We start from the raw sequence: 18,427 nt of genomic DNA, 5'->3' as shown, positions 1-18,427 counted from the left end.
GCTGTAGCGTGCACCAATTTTGACGTAGAGCCAAGAGACGTCCGTACGGCGGAGATTGCACACCGGACCCTTCAGGGATCCGTCGGCTCCTTACTGACGTACCGTCGATTTCAGCGGTACGGAGGGATCGGCCGCCCGCACCGGATCGAGCCGCGCCCCCGCCTCGATGAGCTTGCGCCCCTGGGCCAGGTCGCGCGGCCGGCCGACGGCGAGGACGGCGACCAGCGCGCCGTCCCGCAGCCAGAGCACCGACCAGGCGGGACCGTCCGGGTCGCCGCGCCACAGCAGCGTGTCGGCGCCACCGTGATGGCCCGCGTACTGCACGAACCGGTCGAACTGCTCGGACCAGAAGTACGGCACGGGGTCGTACGTGAGCGGCTGCGGCGCCCCGCCGGATCCGGCGCCGATGATGTTGGCGGCAGCGGTCCGCGGCCCCTGGACGGCGTTGTCCCAGTGGTGGACGAGGAGGCGCGCGCCGTACCGCGCGGAGGGGAAGGAGGCGCAGTCCCCGACGGCGTACACATCGGGCAGCGAGGTGCGCAGCGCCTCGTCGGCGGTCACCGATCCGTCCGGTCCGAGCGCGATGCCGGAGCCGGCCAGCCAGGCGGTGGCGGGCCGGGCACCGATCCCGACGACCACCGCTCCGGCCTCGAGCGCGCGGCCGTCGGCGAGGACCACGCGGCCGGGCTCGATTCGGGCCACCGGGGCGCCGGTGAGGAGTTCGGTGCCGCTCTCCCCGTACCAGCGGGCCATCGGGGCGGCGACCTCGGCGGGCAGGACGCCCGCGAGCGGCCGGTCGGCGGCCTCGACGACGGTGACCTCGCAGCCCGCGGCGCGGGCCGCGGTGGCGAACTCCGCGCCGATCCATCCGGCGCCGACGACCACGACGGTGTGCTGCTCACCGAGGACCGGCCGCAGCCGTGCGGCGTCGTCGAGGGTGCGCAGCAGATGGACGCCGCGCACACCCTCCGAGCCCGGGAGCTCGACCGGTTCGGCGCCGGTGGCGATGACCAGGACGTCGTACGGAACGGGGCCCGTCGGGGTGTCCAGTTCGTGCGCCGCGGACCGCACGCCGGTCACGTCGCGGCCCAGTTGCAGCTCGATGTCGAGCGCCTCGAAGTCGATGTCGAAGGCTGAGTCCTCGGCCTTGCCGAGCAGCACCGCCTTGGACAGCGGCGGCCGGTCGTAGGGCTGGTGGGGTTCGGCTCCGATCAGGGTGACCGAGCCGGTGAAGCCCTGTTCCCGCAGGGCCACCGCGGTCTGCACACCGGCCATGCCCGCACCGACGATGACGATGCGGCGCTCGGTCCGCCGGTCCGGCTGCTCAGTCTGCTGCTCGCTCACCTGTCCACCTTAGAGTGCCCGGCGGCAGGCAGCGCGGGTGAAGGAGCGGGGCTGGGGTGCGTGCATCGCAAGGCGGAGGATCGAGCCGACGCGAAGGGGGTCCCCATGCCCCTTCAGGGCTACGGGGGAGTTGGTGATCGACGGCAACGCCGCGAGGTGCGTGCCCCGGCCCCACGGCGCCGCGAAGCCTACTGCCGGGCACCCTCAAACATCTGACGATCCGTCAGCCAGTTCCTCGACCACACTCGTCCCGCTGCCCTCCTGCGACTCCCACTCCCACCGCTCGTCCAGCCGCACCCGGCCGTCCGCGAGGTCGACGACGGTGGAGAGGCAGTGTCCGGAGGATGTCGTTCCGTCCTGCTTCAACTGGACGTACCGGAAGTCGAGTCGATCGGCGGTCCTGGTGCCGACGAGATGGCCCCGGACCACGTCGCCGCCCGCGTACTCGGCCCAGATCCGGCCGTCCTCCTCGTGGTACGTGAAGCGGGTACGGGTGCCGACCTGGCCCGGCGCCTGGTCGGCGAGCGGCGAGAGGACGAGTCCGTCGAGCGAACGGGCCACGGTGACTGCTCCCTTACAGGGGCCGGGGGACGGGGTCTAGGGTGGCCACCGTAAGACACTCGCGGGAGCCCGGGCGCACCGGGCTGAGAGGGAGGCTGGGCGGCCTCCGACCGTACGAACCTGATCCGGGTCATGCCGGCGAAGGGAGGGGCTGGACGCCCATGCGTTCTTCCGGGAACACATCCGTATCCGCACAAGGATCCGACGTCCTCGTCATCGGGGGCGGGATCATCGGTCTGGTGACCGCCTGGCGGGCTGCGCAGCGCGGCCTGCGCACCGCGGTCGTCGACCCCGAACCGGGCGGCGGGGCCGCCCAGGTCGCGGCCGGGATGCTCGCCGCCGTCACCGAACTCCACTACGGCGAGCAGATGCTGCTCGGCCTCAATGTCGCGTCCGCCGCGCGCTACCCGGCCTTCGCGGCCGAACTGGAGGCGGCGAGCGGTCAGGACATCGGCTTCCGCGCCTGTGGCACCCTGGCGGTCGCCCTGGACTCCGACGACCGCACCCATCTGCGGGAGCTGCACGTGCTGCAGCAACGTTCGGGGCTGGAGTCGGAGTGGCTCACCGGCCGTGAGTGCCGCCGATTGGAGCCCATGCTGGCGCCGGGCGTGCGCGGCGGTCTGCGGGTCGACGGCGACCACCAGGTCGATCCCCGCCGGCTGGCCGCCGCTCTGCTGACGGCCTGCGAGCGGGCCGGGGTGGTCTTCCACCGCGACTGGGTGGAACGCCTCGGCGTGGCACGGGACCGGGCCGCCGGAGCCGTACTCGCGGCCGGTACGGAGCTGGCCGCCGACCAGCTCGTACTCGCCGCGGGCAGCCGCAGCGGGCGGCTCGCCGGGCTGCCGGACGAGGTCGTTCCCCCGGTGCGGCCCGTGAAGGGACAGGTGCTCCGGCTGACGGTGCCCGCCGCGTACGCACCGTTCCTCACCCGCACCGTGCGGGCCGTGGTCCGGGGCAGCCATGTCTATCTCGTCCCGCGCGAGAACGGCGAGCTCGTCGTCGGCGCGACCAGCGAGGAGATGGGCTGGGACACCACCGTCACGGCGGGCGGGGTGTACGAGCTGCTGCGCGACGCCCACGAGCTGGTGCCCGGCATCACCGAACTGCCGCTCACCGAGACCCGGGCCGGCCTTCGCCCCGCCTCCCCCGACAACGCCCCGCTGCTCGGCCCCACCGCCCTGCCCGGCCTCCACCTCGCCACCGGCCACCACCGCAACGGCGTCCTGCTGACCCCCGTCACCGGTGACGCCATGGCCGAGCTGCTGACCACCGGCGAGCTGCCGGCCGTGGCCCGCCCCTTCGCCCCCGGACGGTTCGCACCCGCCCCCGTACCGCCCTCCGCCTCCGTACGTCAGGAGCAGCCCGCATGACCGACTCCCTTCCGCTCACCGTCTCCGTGAACGGCGATCCCCGTTCGATCGCCGCGGGCACCACCCTGGAGACCCTTGTCGCGACTCTGACTGCGGCGCCCTCCGGGGTGGCCGCGGCGCTCAACGAGACCGTCGTCCCGCGCAGCGGCTGGGCGGCCGCCGCCCTCGCCGACGGCGACCGGATCGAAGTCCTCACCGCGGTCCAGGGAGGCTGACCGTGTCCGACGATCCCTTCACCCTCGGCGGCACCACGTTCGGCTCCCGACTGATCATGGGGACGGGCGGGGCGCCCAGCCTCGACGTGCTCGAACGCTCCCTGACGGCGTCCGGCACCGAGCTGACCACCGTCGCGATGCGCCGCCTCGACCCGACCGTGCAGGGCTCGGTCCTCTCCGTCCTCGAACGCCTCTCGATCCGCGTCCTGCCGAACACGGCGGGCTGCTTCACCGCGGGCGAGGCCGTGCTGACCGCCCGGCTGGCCCGCGAGGCGCTGGGCACCGACTGGATCAAGCTGGAGGTCGTGGCCGACGAGCGGACTCTGCTGCCCGACCCGATCGAGCTGCTGGACGCCGCGGAGACCCTGGTGGACGACGGGTTCACCGTCCTGCCGTACACCAGCGACGACCCGGTGCTCGCCCGGAAACTGGAGGACGTGGGATGCGCGGCGATCATGCCGCTCGGCTCCCCCATCGGCTCCGGGCTCGGCATCCGCAATCCGCACAACTTCCAGCTGATCGTCGAGCAGGCCCGGGTTCCGGTCATTCTCGACGCGGGCGCCGGGACCGCCTCGGACGCGGCGCTCGCGATGGAGCTGGGGTGCGCGGCGGTGATGCTGGCGTCGGCGGTGACCCGGGCGCAGGAGCCCGAGCTGATGGCGGCGGCGATGCGGCACGCGGTGGACGCCGGGCGGCTGGCGTACCGTGCGGGCCGGATCCCGCGGCGCCATTTCGCCGAGGCCTCCTCACCGGTGGAGGGGCGGGCGGTGCTGGACCCGGAGCGGCCGGCGTTCTGAGCGCGCGCTCCCGGATCCGTACGTCACTGAAGTGCATGTCCCTGTCACGGCTCGGCTGCAGTACGGCCCCGGGATCGCCCCGGCCCGTCGGTCGTGTCCGCAATGGCTCGTAGACTCGGCTGCGTGGATATGACCCTCCAGGACCCTTCCCCGGCCTTCGGCCGGGGAGACCCCATCGTCGGGCAGCTGCTCGACGGCCGTTACCGCGTCGATGCCCGCATCGCCGTGGGCGGGATGGCCACGGTCTACCGGGCCATGGACACCCGGCTCGACCGGGTGCTCGCCCTCAAGGTGATGCACCCGGCGCTCGCGACCGACGCCTCGTTCGTCGAGCGCTTCATCCGCGAGGCCAAGTCGGTGGCCAGACTCGCGCACCCCAATGTGGTCGCGGTCTTCGACCAGGGCGCCCAGGGGGCGTACGTCTACCTGGCGATGGAGTACGTCGCGGGCTGCACGCTGCGCGACGTCCTGCGCGAGCGCGGCGCCCTGCAGCCGCGCGCCGCCCTGGACATCCTGGAGCCGGTCCTCGCAGCGCTCGGTGCCGCACACCGGGCGGGGTTCGTGCACCGCGACATGAAGCCGGAGAACGTCCTGATAGGGGACGACGGCCGGGTGAAGGTCGCGGATTTCGGTCTCGTACGGGCTGTGGGCTCCGACACCAACACCACCGGATCCGTCCTGGGCACCGTCTCCTACCTCGCCCCCGAGCAGATCGAGCACGGCACGGCGGACACCCGCGCCGATGTGTACGCCTGCGGTGTCGTGCTGTACGAGATGCTGACGGGCGCCAAGCCGCACACCGGCGACTCCCCCGCCCAGGTCATCTACCAGCACCTCAACGAGGACGTCCCGGCCCCCTCGGCCGTCGTCCCCGGGCTCCCGGTCGAGCTGGACCACCTGGTCGCGAGCGCCACCGCCCGTGACCCCGAGGTCCGCCCGTTCGACGCGGTGGCCCTGCTGGCCGAGGCCCGCACCGCGCGCGCCGGGCTCACCGACGAACAACTGGACGCCGTACCGCCGCAGGCCCTCGCCGAGGTGCACGACGCCGCCGAGGACCGCACGAGCGTGATCCCCCGGGTGCTCCCGGCCGGTCAGGGCACCGCCCACCACACCAGCCGGCTGGAGATGCCCCCGCCGCTGCCGCCCGAGCAGGCCCGGCGCGGGCCGCGGCGCGGAATGCTTGCCGCGATCGTCGCCGTGCTGCTGGTGCTCGGGGTCGGTTCCGGTGTCTGGTACATCAACTCGGGACAGTTCACTCGGGTCCCCTCCCTGCTCGGCCAGACCGAGAAGGCGGCCGAGCAGCGGCTCTCGGACTCCGGGCTGGAGCTGAAGAGCGTCAAGCGGGCCTACAGCGACAGCGTCGAGCGTGGCAGGGTCATCGGCAGCGATCCGAAGTCCGGCGCCCGGATCCGGGGCAACGGCTCGGTGACGATCACCGTCTCGCGCGGCCCGGAGATCGTGAAGGTGCCCCACGTCGAGGGCATCGCGCTGGCCGAGGCCAGACAGGCGCTGAAGAAGAGCGGGCTGGTGCCCGGCATGGTCACCAGGGAGTTCAGCGGGGAGTTCGACCGGGGCGACGTGATCCGTACGGATCCCGAAGCGGGCGCCGAGCGCCACCCCGACTCCGCGGTCGCCCTGGTCGTCAGCAAGGGCAGCCCCGTCGATGTCCCCGATGTCACCGGACTGTCGGTCCAGGACGCCACCGCGGCACTGGACGAGGAGGGGCTGAAGGCCGAGGTTCTGCCCGGCCGCGTCAACTCTCCCGAGGCCGAGGGCGACATCGCGCACCAGTCCCCGGGTCAGGGCGCCCAGGCCGCCGAGGGCGACACCGTCACGCTCACGGTCTCCAAGGGCCCGCGGATGATCGACGTACCGGACGTCACCGGCAAGGACGTCGACAAGGCGACGAGCCTGCTGAAGGCGGCGGGCTTCGAGGTCAAGGTCGACCGCCCGTTCCTCTCCTTCAGCGACAAGATCGCCAGCCAGTCCGTGGACGGCGGCGAACAGGCCCCCGAGGGCAGCACCATCACCATCAAGACCAAGGGGCTCTAGATCCATATGCGCAACCCCGTCGGCGGCCACATCCCCGTGGCCGGCGGCCTCGCCAGAATCGGCCTGACCTACGCCCGCGAGATGGGGGCGGAGGCTGTCCAGGTCTTCGTCGCCAATCCGCGCGGCTGGGCCACGCCCACCGGGAACCCGGCGCAGGACGAACAGTTCCGCGCCGAGTGTGCAGCCGAGTCGATACCGGCGTACGTCCACGCCCCGTACCTGATCAATTTCGGCTCGCACACCGAGGCCACCGTGGAGAAGTCCGTGGACTCGCTGCGCCACTCCCTGCGCCGGGCCCGCGAGATCGGCGCCCTGGGCGTCGTGGTGCACACCGGCTCGGCGACCGGCGGCCGGCCGCGCGCGGAGGCCCTGGCACAGGTACGGACGCACATGAGGCCGCTCCTCGACGAGCTGACCCATGACGACGACCCGTATCTGCTGCTGGAGTCGACGGCCGGACAGGGGTTCTCGCTCTGCTCGCGGACCTGGGACTTCGGCCCGTATTTCGACGCACTCGACGCCCACCCCAAGCTCGGCATCTGTCTCGACACCTGTCACATCTACGCGGCGGGCCACGACCTGGCGGGTCCCGCCGGCATGAAGCAGACGCTGGACCTGCTGGTGGACACGGTCGGCGAGGGGCGGCTGAAGCTGATCCACGCCAATGACTCCAAGGACGTGGTGGGAGCCAACAAGGACCGGCACGAGAACATAGGCGCCGGGCACATCGGCGAGGAGCCGTTCCGGGAGCTGTTCTCGCATCCGGCGACGGCGGGGGTGCCGCTGATCATCGAGACGCCGGGCGGCAAGGAAGGCCATGCGGCGGATGTGGCACGACTGAAGGGGCTGCGCGACTGCGGCTGACCGCGAAACCCATTGAGGAATACCCCTATGGGGTATACGGTTCCTGCTGTCGACAGGAACCGCTACCGGCATTGGGGGATCGCCATGCAGCACGACACGCGCGACGAAGAACACCAGCAGCACCACGAGCACCACGAGCACCACGGGCAGGGTCACGGCGGCAGCAGTCACGCCGACCACTCGGCTCACGCCGGCCACGCGGCACACCCCCCCGGCCGGGTCGGCTGGGCCATGGCCGCGCGCGCCACACTGCACTGCCTCACCGGATGCGCCATCGGCGAGATCCTCGGCATGGTGATCGGCACGGCGCTCGGCTGGGGCAACACGGAGACGATGGTCCTCGCGATCGTCCTGGCGTTCTTCTTCGGCTACACGCTGACGCTGCGCTCGATCCTGAAGGCCGGCGTCGACTTCCGTACGGCGTTCCGGGTCGCCCTGGCCGCCGACACCCTCTCCATCGCGGTGATGGAACTGATCGACAACGGCGTGATCGTCCTGTGGCCGGGCGCCATGGACGCACAGCTCGCCGACGCGCTGTTCTGGGGGGCGCTCGCACTGTCGCTGGCCGTGGCCTTCGTCGTCACCACACCGGTCAACAAGTGGATGATCGGCCGCGGCAAGGGCCACGCGGTGGTGCACCGGTACCACCACTGAGGACGGCCCCGCACCGGGACCATCAGGTCAGAGCTCGGGGCCTTCCCCGGGCTCTTCCTGGTAGGAGTAGCGCTGCTCGCGCCACGGGTCGCCGATGTTGTGGTAGCCGCGCTCCTCCCAGAAGCCGCGACGATCGGCCGTCATGTACTCGACGCCCCGGACCCACTTGGGCCCCTTCCAGGCGTACAGGTGCGGTACGACAAGGCGCAGCGGGAAGCCGTGCTCCGCGGTGAGCAGCTCACCGCCCTTGTGGGTGGCGAAAAGCGTGCGGTCCGAGGTGAAGTCGGCGAGCCGCAGGTTCGAGCTGAATCCGTACTCGGCCCAGACCATCACATGCGTGACCTGGGGCGCGGGTGGCGCGAGTTCCAGGATCGTACGGGCGAGAACCCCACCCCATTCGGCCCCGAGCATGCTGAATTTCGTGACGCAGTGCAGATCGGCGACGACCGAGGAGAACGGCAGGGCCGAGAACTCCTGATGGTTCCAGCAGTGCTTCTCGCCGTCCGCGGTGGCTCCGAAGACCCGGAACTCCCAGCGGTCGGGCTTGAACTTGGGAACGGGCCCGTAGTGGGTAACCGGCCAACCGCGCTGCAGTCGCTGACCCGGCGGAAGCTCGGACTGCTCTGATTCGCGGTATTCCCGGCTTTCCGGCTGACCCATGCCTCCATGGTGACAGACAGGCAGGGGTGGTCATGACCAGGGCAGCGACGATTCGGGCAACTCGTACTAAGCATGTACTTACTGGACGGCCGAGGGGTGCGGTGCGAGGATGCGGCCAACCCGCCCAGTTCACCGGTTGGAAGGAGCCTCTGCGATGCAGGGCGACCCCGAGGTCCTCGAGTTCCTGAACGAACAGCTGACCGCCGAATTGACTGCCATCAATCAGTACTTCCTGCATGCAAAGATGCAGGACAACTTCGGCTGGACGAAGCTCGCGAAGTACACCCGGTCCGAGTCGTTCGACGAGATGAAGCACGCGGAGACCCTGACGGACCGCATCCTCTTCCTCGATGGACTCCCCAACTACCAGCGACTCTTCCACGTACGCGTGGGGCAGACGGTCACCGAGATGTTCCAGGCCGACCGCCAGGTCGAGGTGGAGGCGATCGACCGGCTCAAGCGCGGCATCGAGTTGATGCGGGGCAAGGGCGACATCACGTCCGCAAATATCTTTGAATCGATCCTGGAGGACGAGGAGCATCACATCGACTACCTCGACACCCAGCTGGAACTGATCGAGAAGCTCGGCGAGCCGCTCTACATCGCGCAGCAGATCGAGCAGCCGGACAGCTGAGTCCGGTTCAGGCCGCGTCGGGGAGCCGGATGCCGGGGACCGGGCCGGGGCCGATGCCCGGGATCCGCCCGGGGGCGATGCCCGGGCCGATGCGGGGCGCCACACCTGGTGCGGTCGAGGGGGGCTGCTCGGAGGCGTCACCAGGGGCCTGCTTCTGGTCCGGCAGTTCCCGGCGCGCGCACGCGCCGCGGCCGAGCATCGCCTGAATCCGGCGGACACAGCCACCGCAGTCGGTGCCCGCCTTGCAGGCGTTGGCTATCTGGCGGGGGGTGCACGCCCCGGCGTCCGCATGTTCCTTGACCTGCTGCTCCGTAATGCCGAAACACGAGCAGACGTACATGCGGTTCACCTCCCGGCAGGATGGTCATGGATGCCACCCCGTTGAACGGTGAGGCTAACCTAACCTTACCCGGCACCCGGGGTCGGCAAAAGTCCCGGAACGCCCTGTGGGGCACGGATCACATCGATCCGTGCCCCACAGTCGTACGTGCGCTACCTGCGGTGATGGCTACTGGTCCCGGTACATCTCGGCAACCAGGAACGCCAGGTCCAGCGACTGGCTGCGGTTGAGCCGCGGGTCGCAAGCCGTCTCGTACCGCTGGTGCAGGTCGTCCACGAAGATCTCGTGGCCACCGCCGACGCACTCGGTGACGTCGTCACCGGTGAGCTCGACGTGGATGCCGCCCGGGTGCGTACCGAGGCCCTTGTGCACCTCGAAGAAGCCCTTGACCTCGTCCAGGACGTCGTCGAAGCGACGGGTCTTGTGGCCGGAGGCCGCCTCGAAGGTGTTGCCGTGCATCGGGTCGGTGACCCAGGCGACGACCGCACCGGAGGCAGTGACCTTCTCGACCAGCGCGGGGAGCTTGTCGCGGACCTTGTCGGCGCCCATCCGGACGATGAAGGTCAGCCGGCCGGGCTCGCGGTTCGGGTCGAGGCGGTCGATGTAGCCGAGTGCCTCGTCGACGGTGGTCGTCGGGCCGAGCTTGATGCCGATGGGGTTACGGATCTTCGAGGCGAACTCGATGTGCGCGCCGTCCATCTGCCGGGTGCGCTCACCGATCCAGACCATGTGACCGGAGGTGTCGTACAACTCACCGGTGCGCGAGTCGGTGCGGGTCAGCGCCGACTCGTAGTCCAGCAGCAGCCCCTCGTGCGAGGAGTAGAACTCGACGGCCTTGAACTCGGCCGGGTCCGTGCCGCACGCCTTCATGAAGTTCAGCGCGTTGTCGATCTCGCGGGCCAGCGCCTCGTAACGCTGCCCGGACGGGGACGACTTCACGAAGTCCTGGTTCCAGGCGTGGACCTGGCGCAGGTCGGCGTAACCGCCGGTGGTGAAGGCGCGGACCAGGTTCAGCGTGGAAGCGGATGCGTGGTACATCTGCTTCAGCCGGTCAGGGTCCGGGACGCGGGCCTTCTCGGTGAAGGCGAAGCCGTTGACGGAGTCGCCGCGGTAGGTCGGCAGGGTCACGCCGTCGCGGGTCTCGGTCGACTTGGAGCGCGGCTTGGAGTACTGGCCGGCGATCCGGCCCACCTTGACGACGGGCACGGAGGCCGCATAGGTCAGGACGGCGCTCATCTGGAGCAGCGTCTTCAGCTTGGCCCGGATGTGGTCGGCCGACACGGCGTCGAAGGCCTCGGCGCAGTCGCCGCCCTGCAGCAGGAACGCCTCGCCCTTGGCGACGGCTCCCATACGGGCGCGCAGCTGGTCGCACTCGCCCGCGAAGACGAGCGGCGGATACGACGCGAGGTCCGCGAGTACATCGCGCAGAGCCTCGGCATCGGGGTACTCGGGCTGCTGCGCCGCGGGAAGGTCTCGCCAGGTGTGGCCACCGGCGACGGAGGTATTGGCGTTCACGGTCACAACCACAACATTACGGGGTCCAGGGGGGCGTCCATCCGTACGCTCAATAGTTGAGACGCGCGCTCGGATGGACCGGGCGTCCGATAGGGTTCGGACATGTTCGCGCAGACGCACCAGAACTGGTGGTGGACCGCTCATTCGGCGGCCCACTGATTCATCGCGCGCGACAGACCACGCGAAGGCCGCCCGAGGGGCGGCCTTCTCTGCGTTTCGGGGCCGTTCCTCCATCCGGAAGGAACACCACCCCATGCCTCATCGCACAGCATCCGTCCTCGCTCGGCTGGTCCGGGACGACTGCCCGCCGTTCGCGCTGCTGCGCAGGCGCACCCCCGGTCACGACCACGACCTCGTCGAGGTGCTGATCGGCCGGGTCCGGGAGGCGGACCGGCTCGCCGGTCTCCCGGTCGGACCGCAGCCCTCGCTCGCCCTGGTGCCGTTCCGGCAGATCGCCGAGCGCGGATTCGACGTGCGCGACGACGGGACTCCGCTGTCCGTGCTGGTCGCGGACGAGACGTACGAGCTTCCGCTGGACGAGGTGCTCGCCGAGCTGCCCACCCATGACGTACGGGTCGAGGGCGGCGCCTTCGACGTCCCCGACGAGGAGTACGCCGGCATCGTCCGGCGGGTCATCGAGGACGAGATCGGGCAGGGCGAGGGCGCGAACTTCGTCATCCGACGGACCTTCCAGGGCGACATCCCGGGGTTCGGGCGGACCGACGCGCTGGCCCTGTTCCGTCGGCTGCTGGCCGGTGAGCGGGGTGCGTACTGGACGTTCGTCGTGCACACCGGGGAGAGGACGCTGGTCGGCGCCAGCCCGGAGGTGCATGTGCGGATGTCCGGCGGGACGGTCGTGATGAACCCGATCAGCGGAACGTACCGCTATCCCGCCGAAGGACCGACCGCCGAGAGCCTGCTGACGTTCCTCGGCGACCGCAAGGAGACCGAGGAGCTCTCCATGGTGGTCGACGAGGAACTGAAGATGATGTGCACCGTCGGCGACATGGGCGGTGTGGTGATCGGGCCGCGGCTCAAGGAGATGGCGCATCTCGCGCACACCGAGTACGAGCTGCGCGGGCGCTCCTCGCTGGATGTGCGGGAGGTACTGAAGGAGACCATGTTCGCCGCGACCGTCACCGGCTCGCCCGTGCAGAACGCGTGCCGGGTGATCGAGCGGTACGAGCCCGGCGGCCGCGGCTACTACGCGGGCGCGCTGGCCCTGCTGCGGCAGGAGCCGGGCGGGGCACAGACCCTGGACTCGCCGATCCTGATCCGGACCGCCGACATCGCGGCCGACGGACGGCTGCGGGTGCCGGTCGGGGCAACGCTCGTACGCCACTCCGATCCGGACAGCGAGGTCGCCGAGACCCACGCGAAGGCGGCGGGGGTACTGACCGCACTGGGCGTGCGGCCGGGACGGTCTCGGGCAAAGGAGGCGCGTCCGCAACTGGCCGGCGACCCCCGGGTGCGGGCCGCCCTGGACGCCCGGCGGGACGGGCTCGCGCCGTTCTGGCTGCGGATGCAGGAGCGCACGCAGGAGCTCTCCGGCCATGCGCTGGTGATCGACGGGGAGGACACCTTCACCGCGATGCTGGCGCATCTGCTGCGCGCCTCGGGACTTGAGGTGTCGGTGCACCGCTACGACGAGCCGGGGCTGCGCGAAACCGTACGGGCACACACGGGTCCGGTCGTGCTGGGCCCCGGGCCCGGGGATCCGGCCGACACCGGCGATCCGAAGATGCGGCTGCTGCGCGAGTTCGCCGCGGAGCTGGTGCGGGAGCACCGGCACGGGCTGCTGGGGGTGTGTCTGGGCCATGAACTGATCGCGGCGGAGCTGGGTCTGGAAATCGTCCGCAAGACCGTGCCGTACCAGGGCGCGCAGACCAGGATCGAGCTGTTCGGGCGCCCGGAGACGGTCGGTTTCTACAACAGCTTCACCGCACGCTGCGACGACGAGACGGTCACCGAGCTGGCCGCGCACTCCATCGAGGTGAGCCGGGACGCGGCCACCGGGGAGCTGCACGCGCTGCGCGGGGGCGGGTTCGCGTCGGTGCAGTTCCACCCGGAGTCGGTGCTGACGCTGCGCGGCGCGTCGATCGTCGCCGAGCTGCTGGCGGGGCTGCCCGTGCCCGGATGACCGCGGACGGGGACGGGGACGGGGACGGGGACGGGGACGGGGACGGGGACGGGGGCTCCGGAATCCGCCGAGGCGGTCCGGGGCCTCAGGGCCTTTCTTTCGGATCAGGCCGGGCTGATCCGAAGGAATGGCCCTGGTCCTGGGGAGGCCTGGGGACGAGGACGTTGTCGCTGCGGCGGCGGGCCAGGTAGTCGGCGACGTTCTGCACGGTGGTGTCGATGATCTGCGCCACCGCGTCCTCCGTGTAGTACGCCTGGTGCGAGGTGACGATGACGTTCGGGAAGGTGACGAGCCGGGCCAGGGTGTCGTCGTCGACGATCTCCAGGGACTTGTCGAGGAAGAAGAGCCCGGCCTCCGCCTCGTACACATCGAGTCCGACACCGGTGAAGCGGCCCGCCCGCAATGCGGTGACCAGGGCCGAGGTGTCCACCAGTCCGCCACGGCTGGAGTTGATCAGGATCGCGTCGTCCTTCATCGCGGCCAGGGCGTCCTCGTCGATGATGTGATGGGTCGCCGGCAGCAGCGGGACATGGAGGCTGATCAGGTCGGACTCGGCGAGGAGCTGTTCCTTCTCGACGTAGGTCATGCCGAGTTCGGTGCAGGCGGGGTTCTCGGCCACGTCCCAGCCGAGCAGCTTCATCCCGAAGCCATGGGCGATACGGGTGAAGGCCTCGCCGATCTTGCCCGTGCCGATCACGCCGACCGTGCGGCCGCGCATGTCCCGGCCGAGGAGACCGTCGAGCCGGAAGTCGAAGTCGCGGGTGCGGCTCGCGGCGCGGATGATGCGGCGGTTGACCGCCATGGCGAGCGTCCAGGCGAATTCGGCGACCGAGTACGGCGAGTAGTACGAAACCCGGGCGACCCTCAGGGCGAGACGTTCGGCGACATCGAGGTCGATGTTGTTGAAGCCCGTGGAGCGCTGGGCGATCATCTGCGTGCCGCCCGCGGCGAGCGTCTGCAGAACGCCGCTGCCCAGGTCGGCGTTGACACTGGTGGAGATGATCTCGTAGCCCGCCGCGATGGGTGCGGTGTCCTTGTTGAGGAATACGTCCAGGCAGCGGACCTCGTGCTGTCCGGCGAAGGCCTTCTCGATCAGCGGCTTCTCGTCGGACTGCACACCGAATGCCAGGATTTCCACGATCTCTCCAGAACAGCAGAGTTACGGGCCGGATAGCCGCGAATATACGGCCCGTATCCCTGGTGCGCCGCTCGCACTCAGCCGAAGAAGACGCCGACCTCCGCGTAGAGCGCCGGATCGACCGTCTTGAGCCGGGCGGTCGCATCGGCGATCGGCACCCGCACGATGTCCGTGCCGCGCAGGGCGACCATCACGCCGTAGTCGCCGTCCCTGACGGCTTCGATGGCGTGCAGCCCGAAGCGGGTGGCCAGCCACCGGTCGAAGGCGCTGGGCGTGCCGCCGCGCTGGACATGGCCCAGGACCGTGGTCCTGGCCTCCTTCCCGGTCCGCCGCTCGATCTCCTTGGCCAGCCATTCGCCGACCCCGGAGAGCCGGACATGACCGAAGGAGTCGTGCGATTCGTCCTTGAGGATCATCTCCCCCTCGGCAGGCATGGCGCCCTCGGCGACCACGACGATCGGGGCATAGCTGGCTCTGAAGCGGGAGGTGACCCAGGCACAGACCTGGTCGATGTCGAAGCGCTGCTCCGGGATGAGGATGACGTTCGCGCCGCCGGCCAGCCCGGAATGGAGCGCGATCCAGCCCGCGTGGCGGCCCATCACCTCGACGACGAGGACCCGCATATGGGATTCGGCGGTGGTGTGCAGCCGGTCGATGGCCTCGGTGGCGATGCCGACCGCCGTGTCGAAGCCGAAGGTGTAGTCGGTGGCCGAGAGGTCGTTGTCGATGGTCTTGGGCACGCCGACGCATGGGATGCCGTACTCGTCGGACAGGGTCGCCGCCACACCGAGGGTGTCCTCGCCCCCGATGGTGACGAGCGCGTCGACCTCGTACTTGGCGAGGTTGTCCTTGATCCGGCGGACGCCGTGCTCGGTGGTGAGGGGGTTGGTCCGCGAGGAACCGAGGATCGTGCCGCCGCGCGGCAGGATGCCGCGCACCGCCGGAATGGAGAGCGGAACGGTCTCGCCCTCCAGCGGGCCGCGCCAGCCGTCCCGGAAGCCGATGAAGTCGTAGCCGTACTCCTGCACGCCCTTGCGGACGATCGCGCGGATGACCGCGTTGAGTCCGGGGCAGTCGCCGCCCCCGGTCAGTACTCCGACCCGCATGGAAGCATCCCTTCGCCGAAGTGAGCTCGCTGGCGACCACGCTAATGGTGATCCAGGTCACTTCGGGATGGGTCGGATGGTCAATTCCCCTGCAGCAAGGCGCAGTTGATCACAGTCGTCGTTCATCTCGGGCGTCGTTGAGATCGGACTCCGTTGAGATCGGACTCGGTTGAGCTCAGGCGTCGTCGAGGCCGCGCTCGATCGCATACCGCACGAGTTCCACCCGGTTGTGCAACTGGAGCTTGCCCAGGGTGTTCTGGACATGGTTCTGGACGGTGCGGTGCGAGATGACCAGCCGCTCGGCGATCTGCTTGTACGAGAGTCCCTTGGCGACCAGCCGCAGCACCTCGGTCTCCCGGTCCGTCAGCTGCGGTGCCTTCGGCTCGTCCGGTGCGACGGGCGCGGGCTCGGATGCCAGCCTGCGGTACTCGCCGAGCACCAGTCCGGCGAGGCCCGGGGTGAAGACCGGGTCGCCGGCGGCGGTGCTCCGCACGGCCTCGGTCAACTCCTGTGTACTGGCCGACTTGAGCAGATAGCCGGTGGCGCCGGACTTCACCGCTTCCAGTACGTCGGCGTGCTCACCGCTCGCCGAGAGCACCAGGACCCGCAGGCCCGGGTGGGAGCCGACGAGTTCCTTGCAGACCTGGACTCCGGGCATCCCCGGCAGGTTCAGGTCGAGGACCAGGACGTCGGGGGTGACCGCCCTCGCCCGGCGCACGGCCTGCGGTCCGTCACCCGCGGTCGCCACCACGTCGAAGCCGGACTCGGCGAGGTCACGGGCGACGGCGTCGCGCCACATCGGATGGTCGTCGACGACCATCACCCTGATGGTCCGCTGCTCGGCGTCCTGCGCGCTCTCGGCGCTCGCGGTGTTCTCCGTACTCATCGGCCGGATCCTGCCTTCCCCCGTGAAACCTTCGGAACCTTCAACTCGACCTCGGTGCCCTGGCCGGGCACCGAAATCAACTCCGCTGTGCCACCCAGGTCGCGCAGCCGCCCCCGGATCGACAGGGCGACGCCCATCCGGCCTTCCCCCTCGGCCTGGGCCAGCCGCCCCTCCGGGATGCCGGGACCGTCGTCCCGGACCGTGACGATCACCTCGTCCGGCCAGTCCTCCACGAGTATCCACGCCTGGGCGTCCTGGCCGGCGTGCACCCTGACATTGTCCAGGGCAGCACTGACAGCGGCCGCGAGTTCCTTCGCCGCCGCCGGGACGAGCAGGACCGGAGCGCCGGGCTCCGCGAAGCTGACCCGGGAGCCGGCGTGCGGGGCCAGCAGGGCGCGCAGATCGCAGTCGGCCGGACCGGACGGACCGTCCTCCCGGTCGTCGACCTCGACCGTACGGACCACCGCGCCCTCGGAGATGTCCTCGGAGACCCGGGTGGTGGGCACCAGACCGCTGGAGACCAGGGTGCGCAGGGCGACTTCCTGCTCCCCTGCCATCCGGCCCAGCTCGGCGGCCTCGCCGCCCAGTGCCGTGCCGCGGCGCTGCACCATGGCGAGGACCTGGAGCACGCTGTCGTGGATGTCGCGGGCCAGCCGCTCCCTCTCCCGGGTCGCCGCCTCGATCTCCAGGGCGCGGGCGAGGGTGCGCTCACTGGCGCGGGCGACCTCGACGACGTACCCGATGGCGATGGAGGCGACCCAGACCAGCAGCACGTTGTGGAAGGTGTCGCGGCTGGGTTCGCCGCGCTCGATGATGTTGGCGACGGCGACGAAGGTGGAGGCCAGCGCCGCCCAGCGCCAGCCGCCCTTGATCGCGAAGGCCAGCACGGAGCCCGCGGTCCAGATGGACGGCAGCGTCGGACCGTCGACGTGCTGGGCCTCGAAGTCGGCGAGCGGGGTGAGGAGGATACCGACGAGGGCGAGGGCCAGGTCGGCGCCGAGGAAACGCTTGGTGCAGGCGACGGCGCCCGCGACCTTCGGGAGGGTGCCGAGCGTCCACGCCGCCATCACTACCAGGAAGGCGATGGCCACCCACGGCCGGTCGTACCGCGCCCGGCCGAAGACCGCGAGCAGGATCGCGTAGACCATCGTCAGAAGCCGGTATGCGGTCAGCGCGCGCCACAGCGGCTGTTCGACCGACATCCGTACGACCCGCTCGCGCTTGGCCACGTCCCCCACCCCCCCGGACGGACACCGACGCGGTGACGCGTCGGCTGTTCCGTCACCCTTCCGTGCCGGGCTTTCCGCCCGCGTGCTTCTCTTCCTCCGCGCGGCGCTTCGCCTCGTCCGCGATCTGGCGCTTGGCCGCGGTCGCGTAGATGTCGACGTACTCCTGCCCGGAGAGCTTCATGATCTCGTACATCACCTCGTCGGTGACCGAGCGGAGAATGAAGCGGTCGCCCTCCATACCGTGGTAGCGGCTGAAGTCGAGCGGCTTGCCGATCCTGATGCCCGGGCGCATCAGCTTGGGGATCACCTGACCGGGCGGCTGGATCTTCTCCGTGTCGATCATCGCCACGGGGATGACGGGTGCTCCGGTGGCAAGCGCCACCCGGGCGAGACCGCCGGGCTTGCCGCGGTAGAGGCGGCCGTCGGGCGACCGGGTGCCCTCCGGGTAGATCCCGAAGAGCCCGCCGCTCTCGATGACCTCGATGCCGGCCTTGATCGCCGCCTCACCGGCACCGCGGGCACCGGACCGGTCCACCGGGAGCTGGCCGACACCCTTGAAGAAGGCGGCGGTCAGCTTGCCCTTCACGCCGGGCGCGGTGAAGTACTCGGACTTGGCGATGAAGGTGACCTTGCGGTCCAGCACGGCCGGCAGGAAGAAGGAGTCGGAGAACGAGAGATGGTTGCTCGCGAGGATCGCCGGCCCCTGGGCGGGGATGTTCTCCAGGCCCTCCACCCACGGCCTGAAGGCGAGCTTCAATGACCCGCCGATGGAGAACTTCATCGCGCCGTAGATCAACTCGGGTGCCTCCTGTGTGCTGTCGCATTGACCTTAACCCGTGATGCTGCCGCCGTGTCCTGCCCGGCACGGGGCCGAAGCACGGCTGTGACCGGTGACGGCCCTGGTCGGTGTCAGTCCGGTCGC

At 70.3% G+C, this 18,427-nt stretch carries 19 protein-coding genes and 1 riboswitch; of the genes, 9 read left to right on the top strand and 10 right to left on the bottom strand.

Annotation, left to right across the window (positions count from 1 at the left end; genetic code table 11):
• Window positions 1-90: 90 nt before the first annotated feature.
• Window positions 91-1,344 carry an NAD(P)/FAD-dependent oxidoreductase gene (locus OG395_RS37310; protein ID WP_327246873.1) on the bottom strand — a complete coding sequence of 418 codons (1,254 nt, stop codon included), beginning with the start codon at window positions 1,342-1,344 and terminating at the stop codon, window positions 91-93.
• A gap of 204 nt (window positions 1,345-1,548) precedes the next feature.
• Window positions 1,549-1,905 carry a hypothetical protein gene (locus OG395_RS37305; protein WP_327246872.1) on the bottom strand — a complete coding sequence of 119 codons (357 nt, stop codon included), beginning with the start codon at window positions 1,903-1,905 and terminating at the stop codon, window positions 1,549-1,551.
• A 51-nt stretch (window positions 1,906-1,956) separates the two neighbouring features.
• Window positions 1,957-2,069: riboswitch (TPP riboswitch) on the top strand.
• Here OG395_RS37305 and thiO point away from each other — a divergent pair.
• The 6 genes from thiO (at window position 2,067) to OG395_RS37275 (ending at window position 7,857) form a co-directional block, all read left to right on the top strand.
• Entirely contained in the window at window positions 2,067-3,275 is a 1,209-nt protein-coding gene (gene thiO / locus OG395_RS37300; protein WP_327246871.1) for a glycine oxidase ThiO, read from the top strand. It overlaps the preceding riboswitch by 3 nt.
• Complete coding sequence (gene thiS, locus OG395_RS37295) at window positions 3,272-3,490, top strand: sulfur carrier protein ThiS (RefSeq protein WP_327246870.1); 219 nt, start codon at window positions 3,272-3,274, stop codon at window positions 3,488-3,490. The genes thiO and thiS overlap by 4 nt, the downstream gene beginning before the upstream one ends.
• Before the next feature lie 2 nt (window positions 3,491-3,492).
• Window positions 3,493-4,287 (top strand): thiazole synthase, encoded by a 795-nt coding sequence (locus tag OG395_RS37290; RefSeq protein WP_327246869.1) that lies wholly within the window; start codon window positions 3,493-3,495, stop codon window positions 4,285-4,287.
• A gap of 123 nt (window positions 4,288-4,410) precedes the next feature.
• Window positions 4,411-6,339 (top strand): Stk1 family PASTA domain-containing Ser/Thr kinase, encoded by a 1,929-nt coding sequence (gene pknB / locus OG395_RS37285; protein WP_442818635.1) that lies wholly within the window; start codon window positions 4,411-4,413, stop codon window positions 6,337-6,339.
• Window positions 6,340-6,345: 6 nt separating this feature from the next.
• Entirely contained in the window at window positions 6,346-7,203 is an 858-nt protein-coding gene (locus tag OG395_RS37280) for a deoxyribonuclease IV (protein WP_327246868.1), read from the top strand.
• 84 nt (window positions 7,204-7,287) lie between these two features.
• Window positions 7,288-7,857 (top strand): DUF4396 domain-containing protein, encoded by a 570-nt coding sequence (locus tag OG395_RS37275; protein WP_327249574.1) that lies wholly within the window; start codon window positions 7,288-7,290, stop codon window positions 7,855-7,857.
• 27 nt (window positions 7,858-7,884) lie between these two features.
• On the opposite strand, the gene OG395_RS37270 is transcribed toward OG395_RS37275, so the two are convergent.
• The gene (locus OG395_RS37270; RefSeq protein ID WP_327246867.1) at window positions 7,885-8,517 is read right to left on the bottom strand and encodes a sulfite oxidase-like oxidoreductase; all 633 of its coding nucleotides are present in this window, start codon (window positions 8,515-8,517) and stop codon (window positions 7,885-7,887) included.
• A gap of 154 nt (window positions 8,518-8,671) precedes the next feature.
• On the opposite strand from OG395_RS37270, the gene bfr reads away from it, so the two are divergent.
• Window positions 8,672-9,151, top strand: a complete 480-nt coding sequence (gene bfr, locus OG395_RS37265) for a bacterioferritin (protein ID WP_266986592.1) — start codon at window positions 8,672-8,674, stop codon at window positions 9,149-9,151.
• Window positions 9,152-9,158: 7 nt separating this feature from the next.
• Here bfr and OG395_RS37260 read toward each other — a convergent pair whose 3' ends face one another.
• Entirely contained in the window at window positions 9,159-9,491 is a 333-nt protein-coding gene (locus OG395_RS37260; RefSeq protein WP_327246866.1) for a (2Fe-2S)-binding protein, read from the bottom strand.
• Window positions 9,492-9,659: 168 nt separating this feature from the next.
• On the bottom strand, window positions 9,660-11,006 hold the full coding sequence (locus OG395_RS37255; RefSeq protein ID WP_327249573.1) for a class II 3-deoxy-7-phosphoheptulonate synthase: 1,347 nt from the start codon (window positions 11,004-11,006) through the stop codon (window positions 9,660-9,662).
• A 102-nt stretch (window positions 11,007-11,108) separates the two neighbouring features.
• Here OG395_RS37255 and OG395_RS58510 point away from each other — a divergent pair, with 102 nt between their 5' ends.
• Window positions 11,109-11,165, top strand: a complete 57-nt coding sequence (locus OG395_RS58510; protein WP_376342657.1) for a trp operon leader peptide — start codon at window positions 11,109-11,111, stop codon at window positions 11,163-11,165.
• Between the two features lie 94 nt (window positions 11,166-11,259).
• Window positions 11,260-13,146: an anthranilate synthase family protein gene (locus OG395_RS37250; protein WP_327246865.1), complete on the top strand. Its 1,887-nt coding sequence runs from the start codon at window positions 11,260-11,262 to the stop codon at window positions 13,144-13,146.
• Between the two features lie 85 nt (window positions 13,147-13,231).
• On the opposite strand, the gene OG395_RS37245 is transcribed toward OG395_RS37250, so the two are convergent.
• From OG395_RS37245 to OG395_RS37225, 5 genes are all read right to left on the bottom strand, one after another.
• Window positions 13,232-14,284 carry a 2-hydroxyacid dehydrogenase gene (locus OG395_RS37245; RefSeq protein WP_327246864.1) on the bottom strand — a complete coding sequence of 351 codons (1,053 nt, stop codon included), beginning with the start codon at window positions 14,282-14,284 and terminating at the stop codon, window positions 13,232-13,234.
• Window positions 14,285-14,361: 77 nt separating this feature from the next.
• The gene (locus OG395_RS37240) at window positions 14,362-15,390 is read right to left on the bottom strand and encodes a 6-phosphofructokinase (RefSeq protein WP_327246863.1); all 1,029 of its coding nucleotides are present in this window, start codon (window positions 15,388-15,390) and stop codon (window positions 14,362-14,364) included.
• 175 nt (window positions 15,391-15,565) lie between these two features.
• Window positions 15,566-16,276, bottom strand: coding sequence for a response regulator transcription factor (locus tag OG395_RS37235; protein WP_327246862.1), 711 nt, complete (start codon window positions 16,274-16,276; stop codon window positions 15,566-15,568).
• Entirely contained in the window at window positions 16,273-17,505 is a 1,233-nt protein-coding gene (gene macS / locus OG395_RS37230) for a MacS family sensor histidine kinase (RefSeq protein WP_327246861.1), read from the bottom strand. Before macS ends, OG395_RS37235 begins: the two co-directional genes overlap by 4 nt.
• A gap of 52 nt (window positions 17,506-17,557) precedes the next feature.
• Window positions 17,558-18,301 carry a lysophospholipid acyltransferase family protein gene (locus OG395_RS37225; protein ID WP_327246860.1) on the bottom strand — a complete coding sequence of 248 codons (744 nt, stop codon included), beginning with the start codon at window positions 18,299-18,301 and terminating at the stop codon, window positions 17,558-17,560.
• Window positions 18,302-18,427: the final 126 nt, after the last annotated feature.

It is taken from the genome of Streptomyces sp. NBC_01320, assembly GCF_035974375.1.
GTDB classification, from domain to species: domain Bacteria; phylum Actinomycetota; class Actinomycetes; order Streptomycetales; family Streptomycetaceae; genus Streptomyces; species Streptomyces yanii.
This window is presented reverse-complemented; position numbering and strand designations above follow the sequence as displayed.

Bases quoted from the DNA above. Each gene is read 5' to 3' on its own strand.
- OG395_RS37260 (WP_327246866.1), bottom strand. From the start codon at position 9,491: ATGTACGTCTGCTCGTGTTTCGGCATTACGGAGCAGCAGGTCAAGGAA.
- OG395_RS37270 (WP_327246867.1), bottom strand. From the start codon at position 8,517: ATGGGTCAGCCGGAAAGCCGGGAATACCGCGAATCAGAGCAGTCCGAG.
- OG395_RS37235 (WP_327246862.1), bottom strand. From the start codon at position 16,276: ATGAGTACGGAGAACACCGCGAGCGCCGAGAGCGCGCAGGACGCCGAG.
- OG395_RS37275 (WP_327249574.1), top strand. From the start codon at position 7,288: ATGCAGCACGACACGCGCGACGAAGAACACCAGCAGCACCACGAGCAC.
- OG395_RS37240 (WP_327246863.1), bottom strand. From the start codon at position 15,390: ATGCGGGTCGGAGTACTGACCGGGGGCGGCGACTGCCCCGGACTCAAC.
- OG395_RS37250 (WP_327246865.1), top strand. From the start codon at position 11,260: ATGCCTCATCGCACAGCATCCGTCCTCGCTCGGCTGGTCCGGGACGAC.
- OG395_RS37280 (WP_327246868.1), top strand. From the start codon at position 6,346: ATGCGCAACCCCGTCGGCGGCCACATCCCCGTGGCCGGCGGCCTCGCC.
- thiS (WP_327246870.1), top strand. From the start codon at position 3,272: ATGACCGACTCCCTTCCGCTCACCGTCTCCGTGAACGGCGATCCCCGT.
- bfr (WP_266986592.1), top strand. From the start codon at position 8,672: ATGCAGGGCGACCCCGAGGTCCTCGAGTTCCTGAACGAACAGCTGACC.
- thiO (WP_327246871.1), top strand. From the start codon at position 2,067: ATGCGTTCTTCCGGGAACACATCCGTATCCGCACAAGGATCCGACGTC.